Origin of the sequence: Microbulbifer agarilyticus (genome assembly GCF_020171345.1) — a bacterium.
GTDB lineage: Bacteria > Pseudomonadota > Gammaproteobacteria > Pseudomonadales > Cellvibrionaceae > Microbulbifer > Microbulbifer agarilyticus_D.
Genome location: NZ_JAIUZM010000001.1, coordinates 958,297 through 981,143, shown reverse-complemented (window position 1 = coordinate 981,143; position 22,847 = coordinate 958,297). Strand labels below are relative to the sequence as shown.

General features: G+C 58.5%; 16 protein-coding genes. 12 read left to right on the top strand and 4 right to left on the bottom strand.

The genetic code is table 11. From position 1 onward, the window contains the following. Positions 1-10: 10 nt before the first annotated feature. From LCM31_RS03955 to gshB, 3 genes are all read right to left on the bottom strand, one after another. Positions 11-604 carry a YqgE/AlgH family protein gene (locus LCM31_RS03955; protein ID WP_224867742.1) on the bottom strand — a complete coding sequence of 198 codons (594 nt, stop codon included), beginning with the start codon at positions 602-604 and terminating at the stop codon, positions 11-13. 19 nt (positions 605-623) lie between these two features. Beyond that, a complete protein-coding gene (locus tag LCM31_RS03950) occupies positions 624-1,559 on the bottom strand; it encodes an energy transducer TonB (protein ID WP_224867740.1) in 936 nt (311 codons plus the stop codon). Between the two features lie 106 nt (positions 1,560-1,665). Then, positions 1,666-2,622, bottom strand: a complete 957-nt coding sequence (gene gshB / locus LCM31_RS03945; protein WP_224867738.1) for a glutathione synthase — start codon at positions 2,620-2,622, stop codon at positions 1,666-1,668. A 376-nt stretch (positions 2,623-2,998) separates the two neighbouring features. On the opposite strand from gshB, the gene pilG reads away from it, so the two are divergent. The 6 genes from pilG to LCM31_RS03915 all read left to right on the top strand — a co-directional run bounded on the left by pilG (position 2,999) and on the right by LCM31_RS03915 (position 14,300). Then, positions 2,999-3,394, top strand: a complete 396-nt coding sequence (gene pilG, locus LCM31_RS03940; RefSeq protein ID WP_010132439.1) for a twitching motility response regulator PilG — start codon at positions 2,999-3,001, stop codon at positions 3,392-3,394. A 240-nt stretch (positions 3,395-3,634) separates the two neighbouring features. Continuing rightward, positions 3,635-3,997 (top strand): twitching motility response regulator PilH, encoded by a 363-nt coding sequence (gene pilH / locus LCM31_RS03935; protein WP_077399693.1) that lies wholly within the window; start codon positions 3,635-3,637, stop codon positions 3,995-3,997. 18 nt (positions 3,998-4,015) lie between these two features. Continuing rightward, positions 4,016-4,558 (top strand): chemotaxis protein CheW, encoded by a 543-nt coding sequence (locus LCM31_RS03930; protein ID WP_224867736.1) that lies wholly within the window; start codon positions 4,016-4,018, stop codon positions 4,556-4,558. Between the two features lie 269 nt (positions 4,559-4,827). After that, a complete protein-coding gene (locus tag LCM31_RS03925; RefSeq protein ID WP_224867734.1) occupies positions 4,828-7,005 on the top strand; it encodes a methyl-accepting chemotaxis protein in 2,178 nt (725 codons plus the stop codon). Positions 7,006-7,138: 133 nt separating this feature from the next. Then, the gene (locus LCM31_RS03920) at positions 7,139-13,753 is read left to right on the top strand and encodes a hybrid sensor histidine kinase/response regulator (RefSeq protein WP_224867731.1); all 6,615 of its coding nucleotides are present in this window, start codon (positions 7,139-7,141) and stop codon (positions 13,751-13,753) included. 55 nt (positions 13,754-13,808) lie between these two features. Beyond that, entirely contained in the window at positions 13,809-14,300 is a 492-nt protein-coding gene (locus LCM31_RS03915) for a chemotaxis protein CheW (RefSeq protein ID WP_224867729.1), read from the top strand. A 132-nt stretch (positions 14,301-14,432) separates the two neighbouring features. Here LCM31_RS03915 and LCM31_RS03910 read toward each other — a convergent pair whose 3' ends face one another. Continuing rightward, the gene (locus tag LCM31_RS03910; protein WP_224867727.1) at positions 14,433-17,123 is read right to left on the bottom strand and encodes a penicillin-binding protein 1A; all 2,691 of its coding nucleotides are present in this window, start codon (positions 17,121-17,123) and stop codon (positions 14,433-14,435) included. Between the two features lie 155 nt (positions 17,124-17,278). Between LCM31_RS03910 and LCM31_RS03905 the strand changes: the two genes are divergently transcribed. From LCM31_RS03905 to LCM31_RS03880, 6 genes are read left to right on the top strand one after another with little or no spacing between them, the layout of a single operon-like run. After that, positions 17,279-18,355, top strand: coding sequence for a pilus assembly protein PilM (locus tag LCM31_RS03905; protein WP_224867725.1), 1,077 nt, complete (start codon positions 17,279-17,281; stop codon positions 18,353-18,355). Positions 18,356-18,358: 3 nt separating this feature from the next. Continuing rightward, positions 18,359-18,943 carry a PilN domain-containing protein gene (locus tag LCM31_RS03900; RefSeq protein ID WP_224867723.1) on the top strand — a complete coding sequence of 195 codons (585 nt, stop codon included), beginning with the start codon at positions 18,359-18,361 and terminating at the stop codon, positions 18,941-18,943. 2 nt (positions 18,944-18,945) lie between these two features. Further along, positions 18,946-19,566: a type IV pilus inner membrane component PilO gene (locus tag LCM31_RS03895; protein WP_222229332.1), complete on the top strand. Its 621-nt coding sequence runs from the start codon at positions 18,946-18,948 to the stop codon at positions 19,564-19,566. Beyond that, positions 19,563-20,090, top strand: coding sequence for a pilus assembly protein PilP (locus tag LCM31_RS03890; protein WP_222229334.1), 528 nt, complete (start codon positions 19,563-19,565; stop codon positions 20,088-20,090). The genes LCM31_RS03895 and LCM31_RS03890 overlap by 4 nt, the downstream gene beginning before the upstream one ends. Before the next feature lie 2 nt (positions 20,091-20,092). Further along, complete coding sequence (pilQ, locus tag LCM31_RS03885; protein WP_224867722.1) at positions 20,093-22,321, top strand: type IV pilus secretin PilQ family protein; 2,229 nt, start codon at positions 20,093-20,095, stop codon at positions 22,319-22,321. Then, positions 22,318-22,842, top strand: coding sequence for a shikimate kinase (locus LCM31_RS03880; RefSeq protein WP_404804085.1), 525 nt, complete (start codon positions 22,318-22,320; stop codon positions 22,840-22,842). The genes pilQ and LCM31_RS03880 overlap by 4 nt, the downstream gene beginning before the upstream one ends. Positions 22,843-22,847: the final 5 nt, after the last annotated feature.

Genomic DNA, 22,847 nt, shown 5'->3' with positions numbered 1-22,847 from the left:
AAACGTAATCCTAAGCGTGACCGGACTGGGTGCCGATCCCGCTCAGGTCAATCCCGTGGCGTGCGGCGGCGGCCTGCCAGCGTTTTTCCCACGGGGTAGCAAACAGGATTTCGGCGGAGGCCGGCAGTGTCAGCCAGGCATTTTCGGCAATTTCCTGTTCCAGTTGCCCGGGTCCCCAGCCGGCGTAACCGAGTGCCAGTAGCACGTCGTCGGGGCCGCGGCCGGCGGCGAGGGATTCGATAATGTCCTTGGATGCAGTCAGGCTGATGTCTTCAGAGACCTCGGCGGTCGAGGCGAACTGCATGCCGCGGCCGTGCAGCACAAACCCCTGCTCCTGGGCCACCGGGCCACCCACCAGTACCGGTTCATCACCGCGCAGACTGACGTCGTCGAGTTCGAGTTGGGAAAACACTTCTTTCCAGGTCACTTTACTCGGCGCATTGATGACCACGCCCATGGTGCCGTCGGCGCTGTGCTCGCAAACAAATGCGACCGCATGCACGAAGCGCGGATCCTGCATGCCGGGCATGGCCAGAAGCAATTGCCCGCGCAGGCTGTTGCTGGTGAGATCGCTGTCGAGCTTATCGGTATTTGTGGGTTGCATGGTGCTAGTTTAGAGGCTGTCAGCCGCGGCTGGGAGTTTTACCGGCGGCGGTGGAGAAACCGGTCATTTCGAAGCGCCAGGTGCGGATGATTTCCAGCCGGTCGGCTTGCTGGCGAATTTCGGCGGGGAAAGGCGCGAACGGCGCCGCCAGGCGCACAATCTGCTGCGCGGCATCGTCGAGGATGGGTTCGCCGGAGGACTCCAGGATGACCACTTCTTCGACCGCGCCGGTGGGCAAGAGGCGCACCATCATACGCAGGTCGCCGGTGATCTGCCGGGCGAGGGCTTCTTCGGGGAAGTTGTCGTTGCCAACTGCTTCTACCTTCTGGCGCCAGTCGTGCAGGTAGGCCGCATCAGGGGAGGCCTTGGTGGCGACTGAGGTGAGGCGGCGTACCCGTGGGCGCTGGGCAATGGTCTGGCGAATCTTGTCGAGGCGTGCCTGCAGGCTGGCGATTTCCGGATTGGTGGGAGGCAGGTCTGACGGCGCGTCACCGCGCCTTTCTTCCGATCGTTTGTCCTCGGCGGGAAGCTCTGGTGCCTGAGTGGGGCTATCGCCGATGGTGGTGATCAGCTGGCGCAGCTGGTCTGCCGGGCGCGCTGCTTGTTGTTGGGGCAGCGGATTGACCTGTCGAATACTGGTGTCGGCAATCTCCGCGTAGCGGTCGGCAGACAGTTCCTTGGGCGTTTCCGCGGTGCCGCTGGCTTGCTGGTTGTGCTGTGCCAGATAGTCGGCGTCTTCCGGTGCATCCATGGAGCGGTGTTGAGCCAGGGTGACTTCCAGTGTCGGCGGTGCCTCACGGGCCTCCGGTGCGGTAAACGCAACGCCGAATATCAACAGAGCATGCAGGGCACAGGCCAGAAACAGGGCAAAGGTAAACCGATCACCCTGGGATGGTTGGTTGGCCGGGGCGTGTGGCGGAGTCTGGCGCTTGGGCTGGCTGGGAGCTGCGGTCATTTTGGTTATTGTTGTTACTGCGGTTGCGGTTACTTCTGCTCGATTTCAGCACCCATCGGCCCGATTGAATGTTGCGGGCCGGGTACTGGACCATTCGCTAGGCAGTTTATCCCTTTTTTGCCAATCGGTCTGTGATCGCGCGCATCAGCATACCGCCGATATCGGTACCGAAGGCTGCGTCAATTTCCCGTACACAGGTGGGGCTGGTCACGTTGACTTCGGTGAGATAGTCGCCGATTACGTCCAGGCCGACAAACAGTAATCCCTTTTCTTTAAGCGTGGGGCCGACGCGGTGAGCAATTTCCAGGTCGCGTTCAGTGAGCGGGCGCGCCTCTCCGCGCCCGCCTGCCGCCAGGTTGCCGCGGGTTTCCCCGGCTTGTGGGATGCGCGCGAGGCTATAAGGTACCGGCTCACCGTCTACAACCAAAATGCGCTTGTCGCCGTCTTTGATCTCGGGAATGTAGCGTTGCCCCATAATTTGGCGCTGGCCGTCTTCGGTAAGGGTCTCGAGAATCGCGCCGATATTGCTGCCATCCGGCTTGACGTGAAAGATGCCGGTGCCACCCATGCCATCGAGGGGTTTGAAAATCACATCCTGGTGTTCGCTGTGGAAAGCGCGCAGTTGCTGCATGTCGCGGCTCACGATCAGTGGCGGGATGCAGTCGGCAAAGTGGGTGGCGAAAATCTTTTCGTTGCAGTCGCGCAGGGACTGCGGCTTGTTGGCAACCAGGGTGCCGGCGCGCTCGGCGGCTTCGAGAATGTAGGTCGCGTAGATGTATTCGTTATCGAACGGCGGGTCCACGCGCATCAGCAGCACGTCGAGGTCGCCCAGGTGCACCGGCTTGCGCTCACCGAGTTTGAACCAGTTTTGCGGGTCTTCGAACACCTGCAGCGGCGCACCGTTGCCCATCGGCTTGGCGCCGTCGAGATACAGGTCTGCCTGTTCGAAATAGTACAACTCAAATCCTGCGCGCTCGGCCGCCAACAGGAGGGCGAGGGAGGTGTCTTTTTTGAAGTTGATATTGGCAATGGGGTCCATGACCACGCCGAGAGTCTGGCTCATAGAATGTCCGTCAAACTGAACTTGCTGGGTGGGGCGCGCCAAGAGTGGGTGGCCGCGCAACGGGTAAGGTAAGAGTAGTGTCCTCACTCTGCAAGCTGCCTGTGTAGAAGCGCTGGTGAGTAAAGTGCGGCACCGCTCACAAAATGATCATTGTGCGCTGCCACACTCGGACGTCGCTAGATTCACCAGGTCATCTGTGATACAAGTTTGCATCTGATCTGCGTCCGCCGGTCACTGGGTTTGCGAAAGTGCGCAAGCCCGCCCCAGGTGGCTGTTCGCAGCAACGATCGGACCCCGTAATGAGGTTGTAAAGACAGGCCCGGCGCTTAAACCCGAGACGCCTGAAAATAAGTAGAAGGGGATTTGGGAACACACTATGGAGCTCAACTGGGAAAGTCTCACCGTGATGGTGATTGACGACAGTAAAACCATTCGTCGCACAGCGGAAACGTTGCTGCAAAAAGCCGGTTGCGCGGTCGTTACCGCCACCGATGGTTTCGATGCGCTGGCGAAGATCGCCGATTCGCGTCCGGACATTATCTTTGTGGACATCATGATGCCGCGCCTGGACGGTTATCAGACCTGTGCGCTGATCAAAAACAACAGCGAATTCCGCAGCACACCTGTCGTAATGCTGTCCAGTAAGGATGGCCTGTTCGACAAGGCGAAGGGGCGCGTGGTTGGCTGCGATCAGTACCTGACCAAACCGTTCAGTAAAAGCGAACTTCTGGGCGCAATTTCCGCCCATGCCAAACCGCATCACGCTGCCTGAGAATGACTTCTCATTCAGGGCGTGAAACCCTTGGCAGAAATGGCGTAGACTACTGCATCCAGCCACACTGGTGCCGGTCAACGATCTTAAAAGTGATCGAAAGTCATGAACGTCAGTGTCGTTTGCAATAAATAACAAAGCGTGTGGTCACACTCCGTTCATGGGGGTGGCCAGTGCCAACAACATCCGCCCGGTAAAATTGCGATGGCCGGAGTGGACAACACTATCTCGGGGGACAAGATGGCCAGAGTGCTAATCGTCGATGACTCGCCAACCGAAACTCACAAACTGACCACCATTCTTGAAAAGAACGGTCACGCCGTGCTTACCGCCACCAATGGCGAGAGCGGTGTGGACGTGGCGCGTGAACAGCGCCCCGACGTTATCCTGATGGATATCGTGATGCCGGGCCTGAATGGTTTCCAGGCCACTCGTCAGCTGAGCAAGGGCGGCGAGACCGCTGGCATTCCAGTCGTGATTGTGACCACCAAGGATCAGGATACCGACCGTGTCTGGGGTATGCGCCAGGGGGCTAGTGCCTACCTGACCAAGCCGGTCGACGAGGGTAAGTTGCTCGGTACTATCGCGGAGGTGTTGGCCTGAGGCCGACGTTGAGTCTCCGTGCAATCAACGCTTACCCCCTATCTCGCGCTCGTCGATATTGCCAACCGCGCCAAGGCGCAGGCGAAGGGGCTGCCCGCCCGTCAGGAAATCAAACCCTACTGGACGGGCATCGGATTTTCTATGCTGGGGCAGCGCTTTGTTGCCGCCATGGAAGACGTGGTGGAACTGCTTGAGGTTCCTCAGTACACCTTCATACCTGGGGTCCAGCCCTGGGTGCGCGGTGTGGCCAATGTACGTGGTCGCCTGCTGCCGCTGTTTGATCTGGCTGCTTTCTTTGGTGGCCATCTCGCAAATTCTCGCCAGAGTCGCCGCGTACTGGTGCTTGAGCATGAAAAACTCTACGCCGGGCTAATCGTGGACGAGCTGCATGGTATGCAACACTTGGCGCTCGAATATGGGCAGATGCCACCGGCAGACCTTGCCGAACCCTTCGCGCCTATGGTGAGCGGCCAGTTTGTGTTGCAGCAGGGGCGCTGGTTGGTGTTCGATTTTCAGGCGCTGATGAACGATTTTCAATTTGCGGATGCCGCGGCTCACTAAGCCGCGGCATTCTGCGTTACAGGCGTAGGCATTCGTGTTTGTGCCGGCTCGCACTGGCGGGTCAATGAGGTGCGGTAGTTTCCGTACGTCATATTAGTGTTCGGCCTCGAAACTGCTGCGGCAGAGGGTGCTGGTCACGAACCGTAGTCGGCCGTGGCCGGTATTGGGGATGTCCGCATTGCGGGCAGTTGGGGTTGTGAGGCCAGAGGGTCTCAATAAGTGGTGAAAACAAGAATTGGCCTGAGGCACAGGTCCGCCAGGAGTAAATTATGAAAACAGGCTCCCAGAATTCATTTTCCGCGTTGCGCAGTAACCCTGCCGCGCTGTTTATGTTTTTCTTGGTACTCGCCACACTGGCGGGGCTGATCGTCAGCATCTATTTGGTGCAGAGCCACGCTGACCGGGATCAGACGTACCTGGAAGACGTTGCGGAAATGCGCGCTCTTTCTTACCAGTTGGTGTCCTACGCACCGGCTGCTACCGCAGGTGACGAGCAGGCGTTCGCGGATCTGGAGCAGGTTGTGAACCAGATGGCAGCGACCTGGAGTGGTTTGCAGGGCATGGATCAGGGCAGCCGCCGCGCGCTGGAGGCTGAGCTGGGTGCCTACGGTCAGGTCTGGCGCCAGATGCGCGAGCAGGCCGACACCATTATTGGTAACAAAGATTCCATTATCTTCCTGAACGACGTGGCGAGCACCCTGAACGACTCGCTGCCGGAACTGCAGGCAGAGCACAACAATATTGTGGAAATCCTGCTGGCCAACAATGCTCCGGCCAACCAGGTAGAGCAGGCGCAGCTGCAGGTATGGCGTGCGGAGCGTATCGGTCGAAACATCGATAAGATGCTGCAGGGTGGCGACGACGCGGAAGCCGCGGCCGACCAGTTCAACACCGATGCCAGCCTGTTTGGTAAGGTGGTAGACGGCATGAAGGGCGGTGACGTGGTGATGGGAATCTCCCGCGTTACCGACAGCGAGGCCCGTGAGTCTCTGGAAGAAATTACCGAACTGTTCGAATTCGTAAGTTCTTCCGTGCGCGAAATCTTCGAAGCAACGCCGGCACTGTTTGCGACCCGTCAGGCCGCTGACGGTATTGCAACCTCTTCCCCGCAGCTGCTGGAAGCCCTGTCCACGCTGAACGACCGGATTGTTAGTCTGTCCAGTGAGCGTCAGCCGAACAACCAGACCATTGCCATTATTGCCGGTGTTTTCGTGCTGCTGATCTTCGGCATGATGGTCACCGCGTTCTCCGGCGCACGTCGAAGCCTGAAGGAAGAGTCCGAAACCAACGAGCGTAACCAGCAGGCGATTATGCAGCTGCTGGACGAACTGGCCGACCTTGCAGACGGTGACCTGACCACCTCCGCAACGGTAACCGAGGCCTTCACCGGTGCGATCGCGGACTCCATCAACTACACCATTGACCAGCTGCGGGTACTGGTATCCCGAATCAACGGCACTGCGCAGGAAGTATCGTCCCTGTCGCAGGAAACCCAGCAGACCGCCCTGCACCTCGCCGAGGCCTCTGAGCACCAGGCGCAGGAAATTGCCGGTGCATCTGCGGCGGTGAACGAAATGGCGGTGACCATTGACCAGGTATCTGCGAACGCCGCGGAATCTGCCCAGGTAGCAGAACGCTCGGTACAGATCGCAAGTAACGGTGCCAAGGTGGTACAGAACACCATCAAGGGCATGGATACGATCCGTGAACAGATTCAGGACACCTCCAAGCGAATCAAGCGACTGGGTGAATCTTCCCAGGAGATTGGTGACATCGTAAGTCTGATTAACGACATTGCGGACCAGACCAACATCCTCGCACTGAACGCCGCGATCCAGGCCTCTATGGCCGGTGACGCGGGTCGAGGCTTCGCGGTGGTTGCGGACGAGGTACAGCGCCTCGCGGAACGTTCCGCTGCGGCAACCAAGCAGATTGAGGGTCTGGTAAAAGCGATTCAGTCGGATACCAACGAAGCGGTAGTTTCGATGGAATCCACTACCACCGAGGTGGTGCGCGGTGCTCGCCTGGCTCAGGACGCGGGTGTTGCCCTGGAGGAGATCGAAACGGTATCCACCAACCTCGCATCCTTGATCCAGAACATCTCCAACGCGGCACGCCAGCAGGCCTCATCCGCGGGTCACATCTCCAACACGATGAACGTGATTCAGGAAATTACCTCACAGACTTCTGCCGGTACCCAGGCCACCGCACAGTCCATTGGTAACCTGGCCCAGACCGCATCCAGCCTGCGCGACTCCGTTGCCGGCTTCAAGCTGCCGCAAGCGGACGACGTGGACGGTGAAGGCGATCTGTACGATAGCGATCTGGCACAGTTGTCCGAAGAGTTCCCGATGCTGGATGACGAAACCCTTGAGGGTGCGATGGCGGAAGAAGATGGCCTCGCCGCACTATCTCAAGAAGAGCGTGAAGACCGGGCTCTGGCCTGATTTACCGCACATTCTGATAACGACAAAGCGGACGCCCTCACTGTCGATTCTGTGAGGGTGTAAAGCAGCCCGCGACGGGGGACTTTTTGAATCCCGTTGCCGGGCGGGCAAATTGAATTACCGAGGACTTGGCGTGAGTCACGACAATCCCAATTTTGTGGCCCTGGATTGGCTGATAGGCGAAATCAACGAGACGCTGGCACAGGCGCGCCAGCAGTTGGAAACTTTTGCCTCGGATTCCGTCGCTTCCGATAACTCCAGTGATGTCTCTGATTCCGCAGATAGCCTGCTAAAGAATTGCCTTAGCCTGATTCACCAGGTCCACGGCAGCTTGCATATGGCGGAGCTTACCGGCGCCGCCATGCTCGCTGAAGAGATGGAGCAGCTGGTACAGGCACTTGCCAGCGGTGAAGTCGAAAACAGCGATGAAACGCGTGAATTCCTTATGCGCGCGCTGCTGGAATTACCCCTCTACCTGGAAAAGATTGCCTTCCAGCGTCGCGACAATGCGGTGCTGCTGCTGCCGCTGCTGAATGACTTGCGTGCGGTGCGCCGCGAACGTCTGATCACTGAAGGTGCACTGTTCTCCCCGGATCTGTCTGCCCTGGAGCAAGTAACTGGCCAGCGCCAGCCATTGCTGGGTGACAAGGCAAAACTGCAGGAACTAGTTACCAAGCTGCGCAAGATGTATCACGTGGCGGCCGCCAGCCTGATCCGCGATGTAAACAGTGCTGAAAGCCTTGCCTATCTGGGCAAGGTCAGTGAAAAAATGGCACTGCTGTATAGCGGCAGCCAACGTCAGCATCTGTGGGAAATTGTCCTGGGTCTGCTCGAGGGTATTGCTGACCACCGGGTTAATGTCTTGCCCGCTCTGCGCCAGCTGCTGCGCCGCATCGATATCGAATTTCGCTTGCTTGCGGGGCAGGGTGCGCGCGTTCTTGATGCGCGTCCGGACCGGGATCTCATCCGCAATCTGCTGTTTTACGTTTACCTGAGCGGTCCGAATGGCCCGCGTACCTCCGCGCTGTATCAGAAATTCGCACTGGATCGCGCGGTGCCCGGCACGCCGCGCCCGGATAACGAAGACGCCCTGGCCATGGGGCCAGAGGCAATGGGTACCGCGGTGGCCGCACTGCGTGAAGAGCTCGCCAGCGTGCGGGAAGCGCTGGATCCGAGTATCAGCACCGCCGAGCGCGCGCCGCTTTCCGACACCGCGATTGTTGCCAAGCGTATTGCCGATACCCTGGGTGTATTGGGGCTGGAGAATCAGCGTACCCGCGCCCGCAGTATTTACGAGTATCTCCGGGACGCATCGCGCGTTGCTGTACCCGATGACCTGTTAATGCAGGCCGCATCCGAGTTGGTGCAGCTCGATTCCGGTCTCGCCGCCGCTGCGGAGCGGGATCGCAAGGTCGATAGCGAATCGCCACTGATGGGCGAGGCGACCGAGCAGGTACTCCGCGAAGCTCGCATCGGTCTGGAAACCGTGAAAGAGGCAGTGGTGGAGTACATCGCCAGCCACTGGGACGCCGGGCATCTCGCCCAGGTTCCCAAGCGTCTGCAGGAAGTCTGCGGTGGCCTGGAAATGGTGGGCTACGGCCGCGCTGCGGAAATTGTGGGTGCCTGTCGCGGTTATATCGAAGAGCGTTTGATCAATGCCGGTGATCAGCCGGACTGGAAGCTGCTGGATACCCTTGCGGATGCGGTTACCAGCGTCGAGTACTATCTCGAGCGCCGTTCCGATGGCATCGAAGATGCCGACATGTTGCTGGCACTGGCGGAAGAAAGCGTGGCAACGCTGGGTTACGCGGTCGCCGACGGTGATGTGTTCCCTGGGGCAACCGATGGCGCCGCCGCCGGTGCCCTGAGCGGTCTCGAACTGCCCGAAGAGACCGTCAAAGATTCTGCTGGGCCGGTCGTCGCAGCACCGGCGTCCGACGAGGAAGCACAGGCACTCGATGGGTTTGCGCTTTCTCTCGAGCTGGAAGAGGAAGTGCCCGCTGCCAAGCCGACGGCTGAGGCGGATCCGCTGGCCGCACTTGCGGACAGTCTGGTCGAGGAGCCCTCGGATATCGACGACTCCGAGCCATCGATTGTTATTGAAGATGCACCGCTTGCCGAGCAGGAAGCGCCTTCACAGGTTGAAGAAAGCTGGTTTGCGGAAGAGAGTGCTGGCGACCCGGCGCCCGTTGAGACTGTTACTGCGACCGAGACCGCAGCCGCGGAACACTCCTCGGAGCTCGTCGCGCAGCAAGTCGTGGAGCAAGTTACGGAGCCGCCTGCTGCCGTCCTGCCTCCGCTGGACGATGACGACGATACCAGCATCATCGACGATGAAATCGTCGAGATTTTCCTCGAGGAGGCCGGTGAGGTTCTCGAGACCATCAACCACTACTTCCCGTTGTGGGCAGCCAATTTTGGCGATCGCGAGTCGCTGGTGGAATTCCGCCGTGGTTTCCACACCCTGAAGGGCTCCGGCCGCATGGTGGAAGCGCTGGAAGTCGGTGAACTGTCGTGGGCTGTGGAAAACATGCTCAACCGGGTGCTCGACGAGACGATCGCCCCGGCCCGCGCCCATGTCACATTGATCGAGACGGTGCTTGCCAAGCTACCGTCCATGGTGGATGGCTTCCGCACCCGTACCGGTGACCCGGATCCGGCCCGCACGGCGGAGCTGGAGGGGTGGGCGAAACAGCTTTCCCAGGGCCAGGTGCCCGATGCACTGCTGCAGTCTGATACTGCCGGCACCACCGAGGCTGCCGCTGCTGCACCAGCCGTTACCGACGAAGCGCAGCTTGAAGCGGATGAAAATGCCCAGTTGTGGGAAATCTTCGCCCAGGAGGCCGAAACCCACCTGGCGACGGTGGCGGAATACCTCGCTGACATGCAGCGCCAGGCTCCGGTATATGACATTCCGTCTGATCCTTTCCACCGCGCCCTGCACACCCTGAAAGGCTCTGCCCATATGGCAGAGGTCACCCAGGTAGCGGAACTGATGGCACCGTTGGAGCGCTTTGCCAAAGAGCTGCGTACCTATCAGGTCGCGATTGATAGCGATACTTACGATCTAATCAGTGACGGCGCCAGCTATGTACGAGAGGTGCTGCAGCAGATTTACCGTCGTGAGCCACTGCATGTGGAGCGCAGCGAGCAGTTCCTCGCGCGCGTGGCGGAATTGCAGGAGCGTGCCGTTGGCCACCTGATTCGCGAACGCGAAGCCAACGAACCGAAGGCCGTGGATCCCCAGCTGCTGGCGGTGATCATGGCCGACGGCATGAAGGTGCTGCTGGACGCGGACGAGATGCTCAACCGCTGGCGCGCTGCGCCTGGTGATCGATCCATTATTTTGCCGGTTGCGGAAGAGCTTGATGTTCTGCAGCAGGCCGCAGGCCAGGCGCAGTTACCAACACTGCAGGAACTGGCCAACCTTTTGTTGGCCGTGTATCGCCAGGTGATCGATGGTCACCTGGAAGAGGAGCCCGCACTGTGGGCATCCCTTGAACAGGGCCACAATGAACTGCTGGATCTGGTCGATGCGGTTGCCGCGTCAACCGATTTGCCGCAGGTCAGTGATGCGGTGGGTGAGGCCCTGCGCACACTGGCGCAAGGGGATGACAGCGGCGAAGAGGAAGATATCGACCTCTCCGAGTTTGGCATCGATGCCAGCGAATTCGCGTTCGATGAGGAGGCTGTCCAGCAAGAGGTGCCGCCCGCAGCGGAGATCGATGCGGTTTCTGCAATCGCCGCAGATGATCTCGGTGAATTGGGCTTCGATGACCTGGTTGCAGAGCAGCAGGTGGCCGACGACAAGGTAGTCGAGGGCATTGTCGAAGATGAACCTGCAGAGCTCGAGCTTGTTGATGATGTTGTCATTGATGCAGCTGGCGTAGTGGAAGATGAGCGGGAACTGACCGTCGAATGGTTGGAGGCCGAGTTGTCTGCCGGTGCGCCGGGCGAACCCTCCTCGGATACTCTCCTGAGCGATGCAATCCCGGCGATTGAGTCCGAAATCGTGGAACTGCAGTCCCCTGAGCAAGACGTTGCAGAACCGATAGTCTCTGAGCCTGTGACCCACGAACCTGCGCAGGAAGCAAAATTTTCCGCGCCCGAACGTGACGTCGTTGAGCGCCTGATGGCTGAGCCAGCCGCGGCTCCGGTAGAGGCCGCACCCCCTGCGCCGACCGCTGCGGTTTCAGCTCCGCAAGCGTCATCCGGTGAAGTTACCGATGCGCAACGTGCGCTACTGGCGGAAATCGATCCTGATGTTGTAGAGGTTTTCCTTGAGGAGGCCTCCGACCTGATGGATGAGCTGGAAGAGCTGGTCCAGAACTGGGAGCAGGCTCCCGACGACAATGCCATGCCAGAAGCGCTCAAGCGTGTGCTGCACACCTTCAAAGGTGGTGCGCGCATGGCGGCTCTGATGGGACTTGGTGAAGTCGCCCACCGCTTCGAGACCGTGATCGAGAACATGCAGAGCGGCAGCGTTCCATCTGCGAATTTCTTTGCCGACGCTCATGGAATTTACGACCGTCTCGCTGCTGGTGTTGAAACCGTGCAGGCGTGGATGGGCGGTGAAGAGTTACCCGCATTCTGCGCGCTGTTGGAAACCCAGTGGGCCGATGCGCACGCCGTACCCAGTGAGGCGGTTCAGGATACAGCGCCGACAGCCGCCGACGAAGCGGGCCAAGAGAGCCAAGTTAGCCAAGAGAGTATCGTTGTAGACACCTCGGCGGTTGAAATAGAGCAGGCGCACATTGTAGACGCGCCGGCCGCCCCGACCGTAGAAGCTCCGCCAGCCGTTGTTGAGCCGACACAAGTTGAGCCGGCACCTGCGGCAAGCAGCAACGTGCTGCCTTTTGTGCGCAAATCGAAAAATGTGGGTGAGCGCGATGGCGGCCAGCCGCGCAACCAGCCCCAGGAAATGGTGCGGGTCGCATCCGAGCTGCTGGAAGAACTGGTAAACCTCGCCGGTGAGACCTCTATTTCCCGTGGCCGCCTCGAAGAGCAGGTCAGTGAGTTCGGTCTCGCGCTCGACGAAATGGACGTGACCCTGTTGCGCCTGAACGAGCAGCTGCGTCGCCTGGATAAAGAAACCGAAGCACAGATTCAGTTCCGTCAGGAACAGGATGTAGATTTTGACCCGCTGGAAATGGACCGCTACTCGTCCTTCCAGCAATTGTCGCGCTCCTTGCTTGAGTCCACCTCAGACTTGCTGGATTTGCGCCAGACTCTGGGCAACAAGGCACGGGATACTGAGACCCTGTTGTTGCAGCAGTCGCGCGTAAATACCGAGTTGCAGGAAGGCCTGATGCGCAGCCGCATGGTGCCTTTCTCGCGGTTGGTGCCGCGCCTGCGCCGTATTGTGCGTCAGGTGAGTGCGGAGCTGGGTAAGCAGGTGGATCTGGTGTTCTCCAACGTGGAAGGCGAATTGGATCGTTCCATGCTGGAGCGCATGGTAGCGCCGCTCGAACATATGCTGCGTAACGCGGTCGACCACGGTATTGAATCTCCACAAGCACGTCGCGACTCTGGCAAACCAGAGCGCGGCCGTATCGCCGTTGCTGTCGCCCGTGAGGGCAGTGAGGTGGTGCTGACCATCAGTGACGATGGTTCCGGTATCAACCTGATGCGGGTGCGTGAAAAAGCGATTGAAAGTGGCCTGATGCGCCCGGACGCCGAGTTGTCCAACAATGAAATCATGCAGTTTATTCTGCAGGCTGGTTTCAGTACTGCGGATCAGGTCACGCAGATATCCGGACGCGGTGTCGGCATGGACGTGGTATCTGCCGAGATCAAGCAGATCGGCGGCTCGGTAACGATCGGCTCGCAGGCCGGCCAGGGAACCGAGTTTGTGGTGCGCCTCCCGTTTACCGTATCGGTAAACCGTGCACTGATGGTGAAAGTGGGGGACGATCTGTTCGCCATGCCACTGAATACCATCGAGGGTATTGTGCGCCTGAGCCCGTTCGAGCTGGAGCACTACTACCGCACGCCGGAAGCCCGTTTTGAGTATGCCGGCGAGCCCTATCAGGTGAATTATTTCGGCAGCCTGCTGCAGTCGTCGGCGCAGCCGCGTCTGGCGGTAGAGGACATGCAGATGCCAGTGCTGCTGGTACGCTCTGACAATACCGCGATGGCGCTGCAGGTAGATGCAATCCTGGGCAGCCGCGAGATCGTGGTGAAGAGCCTCGGCCCGCAGTTTGCGGGGGTGCAGGGGGTATCCGGTGCGACGGTTACCGGTGACGGTACCGTGGTGGTGATCCTCGATGCGCACGCACTGCTGCGCAAACACTCCGCGCAAATGGCGCGCCCGGAAACGCCGCTGCTGGAAGAAATATCCGCGGAAAGTGGGCGGGAGGAACCGGAGACCCAGAAGCTGGTCATGGTGGTGGATGACTCGGTAACCGTACGCAAGGTGACCACGCGCTTCCTGGAGCGGGAGGGTTTCCAGGTGATTACCGCGAAAGACGGACAGGATGCAATTATCCAGCTGCAGGATGTGATTCCCGATGTGATGCTGCTGGATATTGAAATGCCGCGTATGGACGGCTTTGAAGTGGCGCGCAATATCCGCTCCAGCAGCCGTCTGCGGGATATTCCGATCATCATGATCACCTCTCGTACCGGTAAGAAACACCGCGATCACGCCTTATCCCTCGGGGTAAACCACTACCTGGGTAAGCCGTATCAGGAAGAGATCCTGCTGGAAGCCATTCGTGACTTTACCGAGGCAAAGGCAGATTCCTAATGACGGCCGGCCAAGAGAATTTTGATGCCACATCAGGTGGTGGAGCGTACATAGCATGAGTGGAAATGGCGTAGATACCCTGCCTAACACCGAGGTGCCGACCGAGGTCAGCAGTCTGTTGTTGCCGCTGGCGGATGGTCAGTTGTTGGTGCCGGTGGATACACTTTCCGAAATTATCGCCCTGCAGAGCCCGGTATCGGCATTTGATGCGCCGGACTGGTATATGGGCGAGTTGCACTGGCGTGAGTTGCGCTTGCCGCTGATTTCGTTTGAGGTAATGCGCGGTAACCCCATGCCGGTGTTGCGTAGTAACTGCCGTATCGCGGTGCTCAGCAGCGGCAACCCGGACGGGGATTTGCCGTTTTTTGCCGTGGTCCTGCAGGGGACTCCACGTCTGGTACGTGTGACGCCCGCAGACCTGGCCGGTCGCGAGGGTGACTGCGCCATGGGTGAGTTGATGCATGTCTCGGTCACCGGCGAAGCGGCGGTGATCCCGGATCTGGGTACGCTGGAAGAGGCCTGCCTCGAATATCGCAGTTCGCGCTAGGCCGTCCAGGCTGGGTCCGGGACTGCAGAACTGCCAGGTATTAGTTCCGACGTTGTAACCAATAAACACCAGACCAATAAAAAAGCCGCCCCTCGGGGCGGCTTTTTTATTGGTCTGGTGTAACCCGTACTGTTAGAACAGCTCTTCCGGCACGGAATCCTGCGACTGGCTGTCACTGTTGGATGGGTTGCTCGGCCCATCCGAATAAATTGACGGGTAGTTGCTGTAGGTCTCGCGGCCGGGTACCCGGTTGGCGCGAAATATCTCGAAAATACCGCCGCGTGAGGTGCGCATACCGGTACGCGGATTGATACGCGTGGTTACGATGTCTTCCGGTTGTGGCAGGTGGCGCTCTGGCAGACCATCGAGGGCAGCCGCCATAAAATCGATCCAGATGGGAAGTGCGGCCGAGCCGCCGTACTCATTGCGACCAATGGGCGTATTGTCGTCGAAGCCTACCCAGGTGCTGGTGGCCAGATAAGGGCTGTAGCCAGAGAACCAGGCATCGCGGGGACCATTGGTGGTTCCGGTCTTGCCGGCGATGTCGCCGCGCTTCATTGCCAGTGCCTTGCGACCCGTACCCAGTTTGACGACATCTTTCAGCATGGAGTCCATGATAAACGCAGTTTCTGCCGCCATGGCGCGCGGCGCGCGGGGGCGTGCTTGTTCATCGGCGCTCAGTGGTGCGACCGGCAGCGTGCGAAGCTCTAGAGGCTCTTCTTCATTGGCGGCGGCGGCCGCTTCGTGTTGTACCGACTGCAGATCGATGGGCTCCGCCTCCGCGGTGGGTGCTTCGCCTGGCAGCGGGCAGTCGCGACAGACAGTCAGTGGCAACGCCTGATAGACGGTGTCGCCGTGCACGTCGAGTACCTGATCTAACAGGTAGGGCTCTACGCGAAAGCCTCCATTGGCGAAAGCTGCATAGCCACGCACCATTTCTAGTGGGGTGAGCGCAGAAGTGCCGAGCGCGATGGAGAGGTTACGATCCAGCTTGGAACGGTCGAAACCAAACCCTTCGGTGTAGGTCAGCGCGCGGTCCAGTCCCAGCGCCTGTAACAGGCGTATGGATACCATATTGCGCGACATATACAGGGCTTTGCGCAAGCGGGTCGGACCGAGGAAGGTCCCTCCATCGTTCTCCGGGCGCCATACATCTTCGAGATTGGTTTGCTCGAAGATGATGGGGGCGTCGTTGATGATGCTGGCCGCGGTATAGCCATTTTCAACCGCCGCCGCATAGATAAAGGGTTTGAAACTGGATCCCGGCTGGCGTGCGGCCTGGGTCACCCGGTTGAAGTGGCTCTGGCGGAAATCGTATCCGCCGACCAAGGCGCGAATCGCACCGTCTTCCGGTTCCAGCGATACCAGAGCGCCCTGCGCCGCTGGTACCTGGGTCAGGTGCCACTCTTCGCGGGCTTCTGGTGCCTCAGCGGGCTCTTCGCGCTCCAGTCCTTCTGGTGTAGAGAAGGGGTCTTCGGTGATATTGGTATCGGCGAGTGCTTCAGCTGCCGATGCCAGTGCCGCTTCCTGAGCCGCTTTGTGCTCCGCTGCAACCTGCTCTGCACTGATTACAATACGCCGCAGGCGTACCACATCACCAGGTGCGAACAGTTCTTCTGCGGAGGTCAGCCGTGCGCCGCGCGCGTCCTCAGAAATATATGGACGAATACTGCTGAGGCCGTTTTCCCAGGCAATTTCAACGACCCGGCGGTCGCGCAGCTGTACCATCAGGCTCTGGGGATTGACCGCAGTTACTACCGCCGGCTCAAGGCCTCCGAGCACTGGGATTTCCTTAAGCAGATCCACGAGCTGGTCATTGTCCACCAGAAGCTCTACATCCAGGCGTTGTTCCGGCCCGCGGTAGCCGTGACGACCATCGTAGGTCTCCAGCCCGTGCTGCAAGGCTTTGCGCGCTGCGTCTTGGAGTCCGCTGTCGACGGTGGTAATGATCTGGTAACCATCCGTGTAAGCGGCGTCGCCAAACAAGTCTACCGCTTCTTTGCGAGCCATTTCGGCCACATAGGGGGCGCTCATATCCAGATCGCGACCGTGGAAGCGCGCGGTGACCGGCGCAGTAATCGAGTTCTTGTACTCGTCCTGGTCAATATGGCCCAGGTCGAGCATGCGTTTGAGGATCCAGTTGCGGCGCACCAGTGCTCGTGAGGGGTTGGCAATGGGGTTGTAGGTTGACGGTGCTTTGGGTAAGCCTGCCATCATGGCCCACTGGGCCAAGCTCAGGTCATTAATGTCTTTACCGTAGTAGACCTGTGCCGCCGCCTGGAAACCGTAGGCGCGGTTGCCGAGGAAGATCTTATTGATATAGAGCGCCAGGATCTCATCTTTGCTCAATTCCTGCTCGATTTGCAGGGAGAGCAGGATCTCGTTGAACTTGCGGATAAAGCGCTGTTCCCGGCTCAAAAAGAAGTTCCGCGCCACCTGCATCGTCAGCGTACTACCGCCAGACTGGATGGAGCCACTGGCAATGAGCTGGCGCACGGCCCGCATCAGGCCCTTGATAGAAACGCCGCTGTGGGAGTAGAAGCCATCGTCTTCTGCGGCCAGAATGGCGTTGATGAACATTTCCGGGGTCTGGTCGATGGTGATCGGGCTGCGGCGTTTCTCGCCGAATTCGCCAATCAGCTTCATATCCCGGGAATAGATGCGTAGCGGGGTCTGCAGCCGGATATCGCGCAGGCTCTCCACGGATGGTAAGCCCGGTTTCAGGTACAGATAAATACTGGAAAACGCCATGGCGCCGGCTGCGGCGCCGGCTAGAGCCAGCCACAGCAGTGACAACAGGCGGTTGCGGGCTTTTTCGGTCATTGAAATGCTTCTGTATACGTCTTAATCAATTATATCGGCACTGTTCGACAATTATACGAATAATGTGCACTGATACCTATGCAAAAGGCGGTTGCGGCGGTAATTTAAAGTGCTATAACATCAAACCTCCATAACCCACGGAAAAGATAAGAAAAATGGGGATGCTCCCTTTTCTCAATAAGGGCCCGAAAGCCATGCTTGGGCTCGATATTAGCTCCACCTCGGTCAAGTTGCTCGAACTGAGTCGCAGTGGCGACAAATATCGAGTGGAAAGCTATGCGGCCGAGCCTCTGCCTCCGAATGCGGTAGTGGATAAGAATATCAATGACGTCGGCGCCATTGCTGAGGCTATCCGCAAGGTCGTGCGCCGGTCTAAGACCCGCCTGCGCCAGGCGGCTGTGGCTGTTTCCGGCTCTGCGGTCATCACCAAGACCCTGGATATGCCTGCCGATCTCTCTGACGATGCGCTGGAAGCCCAGATCGCGTTGGAAGCGGATCAGTACATTCCCTACCCGCTGGATGAGGTGAATCTCGACTTTGAGGTCCAGGGGCCCTCCGATAAGGGGGAGGGGCAGGTTGAGGTTCTGTTGGCCGCATGTCGCAGCGAGAATGTGGAGCAGCGGGTATCCGCCCTCAGCGAAGCCGAGCTGCAGCCGGGTGTGGTGGATGTAGAGGCCTACGCCATCGAGCGCGCTTATACCCTGTTGGATAACCAGTTCCCGGCGCAGGAGCAGCTGGTGGTCGCGGTGATTGATATCGGCGCGACCATGAGTGCGTTGTCGGTCATGGTTGACGGTCGCACCGTGTACACCCGCGAGCAGCTGTTTGGTGGTCGCCAGTTGACCGATGAAATCCAGCGTCGCTATGGCCTGTCTGTCGAGGAGGCTACTCTGGCCAAGCGTCAGGGCGGCAGCGGCTTGCCCGACGACTACTACCCGGAAGTGCTCGAGCCTTTCCGCGATGCGGTGGTTCAGCAAGTCATGCGCTCCCTGCAGTTCTTCTATTCCTCAACTTCCTATAGCGATGTCGACTACATCCTGCTGGGCGGCGGCGTCGCCGCCATGGAAGGACTCGCCGAGCTGGTGGGTGAAAAACTTAACAAGCCTACGCTCGTGGCCAACCCGTTTCGGGATATGAGTGTCGCGTCTCGGGTCAATCGCCAGGCTCTGGTGAGCGAGGCGCCGTCCCTGATGATCGCCGCTGGCCTCGCTATGCGCGAACGGGAGTTCTGATCAATGGCAAAAATTAACTTACTCCCGTGGCGTCAGGAATACCGGGCGCAGAAGCAGAAAGAGTTTCAGCAGGTTGCGGTTGTGGTGGTGCTTGCTGCCGTGGTCTCGGTTGTGATGTGGATGAAAACTGTGGATGCGCAGATTGCCAATCAGAATGGGCGCAATCAGTTGCTGAATACCGAGATTGCAGCGCTGAACAAACAGGTGCGCGAAATCAAGGAGCTGAAGAAGCGTCGTCAGGAGCTGATTGACCGTATGCGCGTTATTCAGGAGCTGCAGGGTAACCGTCCTCTGGCCGTGCGCTACTTTGATGAAATGGTGCGCGCCGCCCCGGAAGGCCTGTGGTTGACCGAGCTCAAACGCACGGGCAAGACCCTCCAAATATCCGGCATGGCTGAATCCAACAACCGGGTTTCCTCATTTATGCGCAGTCTGGATCAGTCTGAGTGGTTCCAGTCGCCAAACCTGACGGATGTTACCGCCAAGCCTGAGTTTGGTGAGCAGGCGAGCGCGTTTGAAATGACGGTCAATGTTAGCGGCCGCAAAAAAGAAGAGGGCGCCGATGACGGCGCCAACAGTGGAGCGTAATCGTGGCGCTTGAAGATACTTTAAAGCAGCTCAATGAGCTGGATATTAACGATATCGACTTTTCCCGCGTCGGTGTCTGGCCCCTCGCTGGGCGTGTGGCGTTGTTGATCGTGATTTCCGCGGTGCTGATCGGTGGCGGTTACTTTTTCATGATCAAAGATCGCTACAGTCAGCTGGAGTTTGCTGAGAACAAAGAGCGCGAGCTGTTTACCCAGTTTGAGCGCAAGTCTTTCGAGGCTGCGAACCTTGACGCATATCGCGAGCAGCTGGCAGAGATGGAAGAAACCTTCGGCGCGCTATTGAAGCAGTTGCCAAAGGACACTGAAGTGCCGGGCCTGCTCGAAGATATCGACGAGTTTGGCCGCGGCAGCGGTTTGACCATTCAAAAGATTGCGCTCGAGGGTGAGCAGGTTGGCGAGTTCTATGTTGAGCTGCCGATCCGCATCGAGGTGCAGGGCGGTTACCACGAGTTTGGTGCTTTTATTTCTGGTATCGCCGGTATGCCACGGATTGTTACCCTGCATGACTTTGAGATTGGTACCAGCAAAGACAGTTCAGCGCTGCTGAATATGGTGGTGCGTGCTAAGACTTATCGTTACAAGGATCAGGGAGAAGAGGGATGAAAAAATACTTCGCTCTGACCGCGGCAATTCTGGCGCTTGCCGGTTGCAGCCTCGACGGTAATCACAGTGACCTGCGGCAGAAGATGGCGGCGGTCAAGCACAAGCCCAAAGGCCAAATTGAGCCGATCCCTACTTTTACACCCTACAGCCCGTACGTGTACAGCGCGGCCGCAATGCGCAGTCCGTTTATTCGTCCGATGCTGGAAGCGGATCAGCGCCTGGTAGGGCGCAAGCTGGATGTGGCTCCGGACCTGAACCGACAGAAAGAGCTGCTGGAGCGCTATCCGTTTGATGCCCTGTCCATGGTGGGCACGCTCTCAAGGGCTGGGCAGCTTTGGGCGCTTGTGAATGATGGTGACGGCGGGATCCATCGCATCACCATCGGCAATTACATGGGTAAAAACCACGGGCGGGTGGTCAACGCCTCGTCGTCACAACTTGATGTACTCGAAATTGTGCCGGATGGCACCGGTGGCTGGATTGAGCGGCCACGGGCACTGACTTTGGAAGATAAGGACAATTAAAAATGATCATCAAGCAACTCGCCCGAGTATTGGCCTGGGGCGCCAATAAGCTGTCGCGCGCAAAAGCGTTGCTGCTGGGCCTGCTGATTCTGCCATTGGCAATGCCAACTATGGCCAGCCAGTTGAACGATATTCAGTTCTCCGAGCTGCCGGGCAGTCGCCTGCAGTTGCGGCTCACCTTTAGTGATGTACCGCCGGAGCCCACGGGCTACACCATTGAGCAACCCGCACGTATCGTGATGGATTTTGCCGGTGTGGAAAGCGTGCTGCCGCAGAAAAAATACAACATGGATATCGGCGCTGCCCGCAGCGCCGTTATCGTGTCTGGTGAAGACCGCACACGTCTGATTCTGAACCTAGATAAGCTGCCGATATACACCAGTGAGCGTGTGGGTAATCAGGTTGTACTGGAAGTCGGTGCCGACAGTGCTACCACTGCAGCCGTAGCTGCTGCACCGGTGCGCAGTACCACCAATGTCGGCGGTAGCCCGCAGTTCAAGGCCGCGAGTAACGTCGGTATTAACAATGTGGATTTCCGCCGCGGCGAGGGCGGTGAGGGCAAGGTAATTGTCAGTCTGAGTGATCCCGCTGTAAATATCGATGTGGAGCGTACCCGCGGCAAAATCGTGCTCACTTTCCTGGGCGCGGAACTGCCGCCATCCCTGCGCCAGCGCCTGGACGTGACCGACTTTGCGACGCCGGTAAATGCTATCAGCGTCGATTATGACGGCCGCAACACGGTAATTACTGTTGATCCCCATGACGGCGATTACGATTACCTGGCCTATCAGGCAGACAATGAGTACGTGCTCAGCGTTAAACCGCTGACCGTGGCGCAAGTACGCGAGAAGCAGCAAGAGTTTGCGTTTACCGGTGAGAAGCTGTCGCTGAACTTCCAGGATATTGAAGTGCGCTCCGTGCTGCAGCTGATTGCCGACTTTACCGACCTGAACCTGGTGGCAAGTGATACCGTGCAAGGGCGTATCACCTTGCGTCTGGACGGTGTGCCCTGGGATCAGGCGCTCGAGCTGATTCTCAAAGCCAAGGGGTTGGATAAGCGTCAGGAAGGAAACGTGATCATGGTGGCGCCGGCTGCTGAGATCGCCGAACGTGAACGTCGTGAACTCGAAACCCGCAAGCAGCTGGAAGAGCTCGCCCCGCTGCGCACTGAATATATTCAGATTCGCTACGCGGATGCCCGTGAGATTTTCACCCTCTTCGTAGGTGATCGTATGGGGCAATCGGGAGCGGGTGGATTAAATCAGGGCAATTTCGCTGGCGGCAGTGAAGATCAGGAAGGGCGTAGCATCCTGTCCACTCGTGGTAGTGCGATTGTTGATGAGCGCACCAACACCATCATCCTGACTGACACCGAAGAGAAGATTTCCCAGTTCCGTGATCTGATCAATGCGATCGATATCCCGATTCGTCAGGTGATGATCGAAGCGCGTATTGTGACTGCGAATACCGGTTTCTTGCGCGATATCGGCGTCCGTTGGAGCTATATGGAAGACCACAATGTCGGAGACGACGGTCTCGGTATTGGCTCTGGACGGCAAGTCGGACTGATTGCTGATGGCGACGGAAGCGGTCCTGATCTGACTTCCCCGCAGACTCTACACGACCCGATGCTGATTGACCTGGGTGTGTCCAATCCTGCTGGCAGTGTGGCGTACGCTATTCTGAAAGAAGATTTCCTGCTTGGTCTGGAGTTGTCTGCACTTGAAGATGTGGGTCAGGCGGAAATTGTTTCCCAGCCGAAAGTGGTGACCGGTGATAAGCAGGAAGCCAGTATCCGTTCCGGTGTGGAGATTCCCTATCTCGAGGCTACCTCGTCTGGTGCAGCGTCGGTAACCTTTAAGGAAGCGGTGCTGTTGCTGAATGTTATCCCGCAGATTACTCCGGATAACAACATCATCATGAGCCTGAATATCGACCAGAACAGTGTCGGTGAGCTGTTCACCAACGTGATTACCGGCGCTCAGATCCCGGCGATCAATGTGAACTCACTGCAGACCAAAGTGCTGGTTGCTAACGGTGAAACCATTGTGCTGGGCGGAATCTTCGAGGCTCAGACTATTGAAGGTGAAAGCAAGGTGCCGTTCCTGGGTGATATCCCCTTCCTCGGCCACCTGTTCAAGCGCACCAGTCGCGAAGAAGATAAGCGCGAACTGTTGATCTTCATTACGCCCCGCATCATGCAGGACGAGTTCCTGTCCTTTAGCAAGTGATCTCCGAGCCTATCTTTCTTGTCGGTCCCATGGGGGCCGGCAAGTCCACTATCGGCAAATTACTGGCAGCCCAACTGGGGCTGCCATTTGCCGATTCTGACAAGGTATTGGAAGACCGCACCGGTGCCGACATTCCCTGGATCTTTGATGTAGAGGGGGAGGCTGGCTTCCGTCGTCGGGAAAGTGAGGTGTTGCGGGATCTGTGTAACGGTGTGGCACAGGTGATCGCGACTGGCGGCGGCATCGTCCTAATGCCAGAAAACCGCGAGCTTCTCAAGCAAGGAGGTTTTATTGTTTACCTGCGAGCGAGCCTTGAGCAGTTGGTGGAGCGCACTTCGAAAAACAGCAATCGCCCCTTGTTGCAGGTGGACGACCCGCGAGCGAAGCTGGCGGAGATTCTCGAGCAGCGCGAAGCCTATTACGCGGAGGTAGCGGATCTGGTCTGTGATACCGACCACTGTACGCCAAAACAGGCTGCACAGCTTGTCGCCGATCGTCTCGCCGAGCGGTCCACCACGTAAGTACT

Excerpts from the sequence above, each read along its gene's own strand:
- LCM31_RS03905 (WP_224867725.1), top strand. The coding sequence starts at position 17,279 with ATGGGGATGCTCCCTTTTCTCAATAAGGGCCCGAAAGCCATGCTTGGG.
- LCM31_RS03950 (WP_224867740.1), bottom strand. The coding sequence starts at position 1,559 with ATGACCGCAGCTCCCAGCCAGCCCAAGCGCCAGACTCCGCCACACGCC.
- LCM31_RS03915 (WP_224867729.1), top strand. The coding sequence starts at position 13,809 with ATGAGTGGAAATGGCGTAGATACCCTGCCTAACACCGAGGTGCCGACC.
- pilH (WP_077399693.1), top strand. The coding sequence starts at position 3,635 with ATGGCCAGAGTGCTAATCGTCGATGACTCGCCAACCGAAACTCACAAA.
- gshB (WP_224867738.1), bottom strand. The coding sequence starts at position 2,622 with ATGAGCCAGACTCTCGGCGTGGTCATGGACCCCATTGCCAATATCAAC.
- pilQ (WP_224867722.1), top strand. The coding sequence starts at position 20,093 with ATGATCATCAAGCAACTCGCCCGAGTATTGGCCTGGGGCGCCAATAAG.
- LCM31_RS03925 (WP_224867734.1), top strand. The coding sequence starts at position 4,828 with ATGAAAACAGGCTCCCAGAATTCATTTTCCGCGTTGCGCAGTAACCCT.
- LCM31_RS03890 (WP_222229334.1), top strand. The coding sequence starts at position 19,563 with ATGAAAAAATACTTCGCTCTGACCGCGGCAATTCTGGCGCTTGCCGGT.
- LCM31_RS03900 (WP_224867723.1), top strand. The coding sequence starts at position 18,359 with ATGGCAAAAATTAACTTACTCCCGTGGCGTCAGGAATACCGGGCGCAG.
- LCM31_RS03910 (WP_224867727.1), bottom strand. The coding sequence starts at position 17,123 with ATGACCGAAAAAGCCCGCAACCGCCTGTTGTCACTGCTGTGGCTGGCT.
- LCM31_RS03955 (WP_224867742.1), bottom strand. The coding sequence starts at position 604 with ATGCAACCCACAAATACCGATAAGCTCGACAGCGATCTCACCAGCAAC.
- pilG (WP_010132439.1), top strand. The coding sequence starts at position 2,999 with ATGGAGCTCAACTGGGAAAGTCTCACCGTGATGGTGATTGACGACAGT.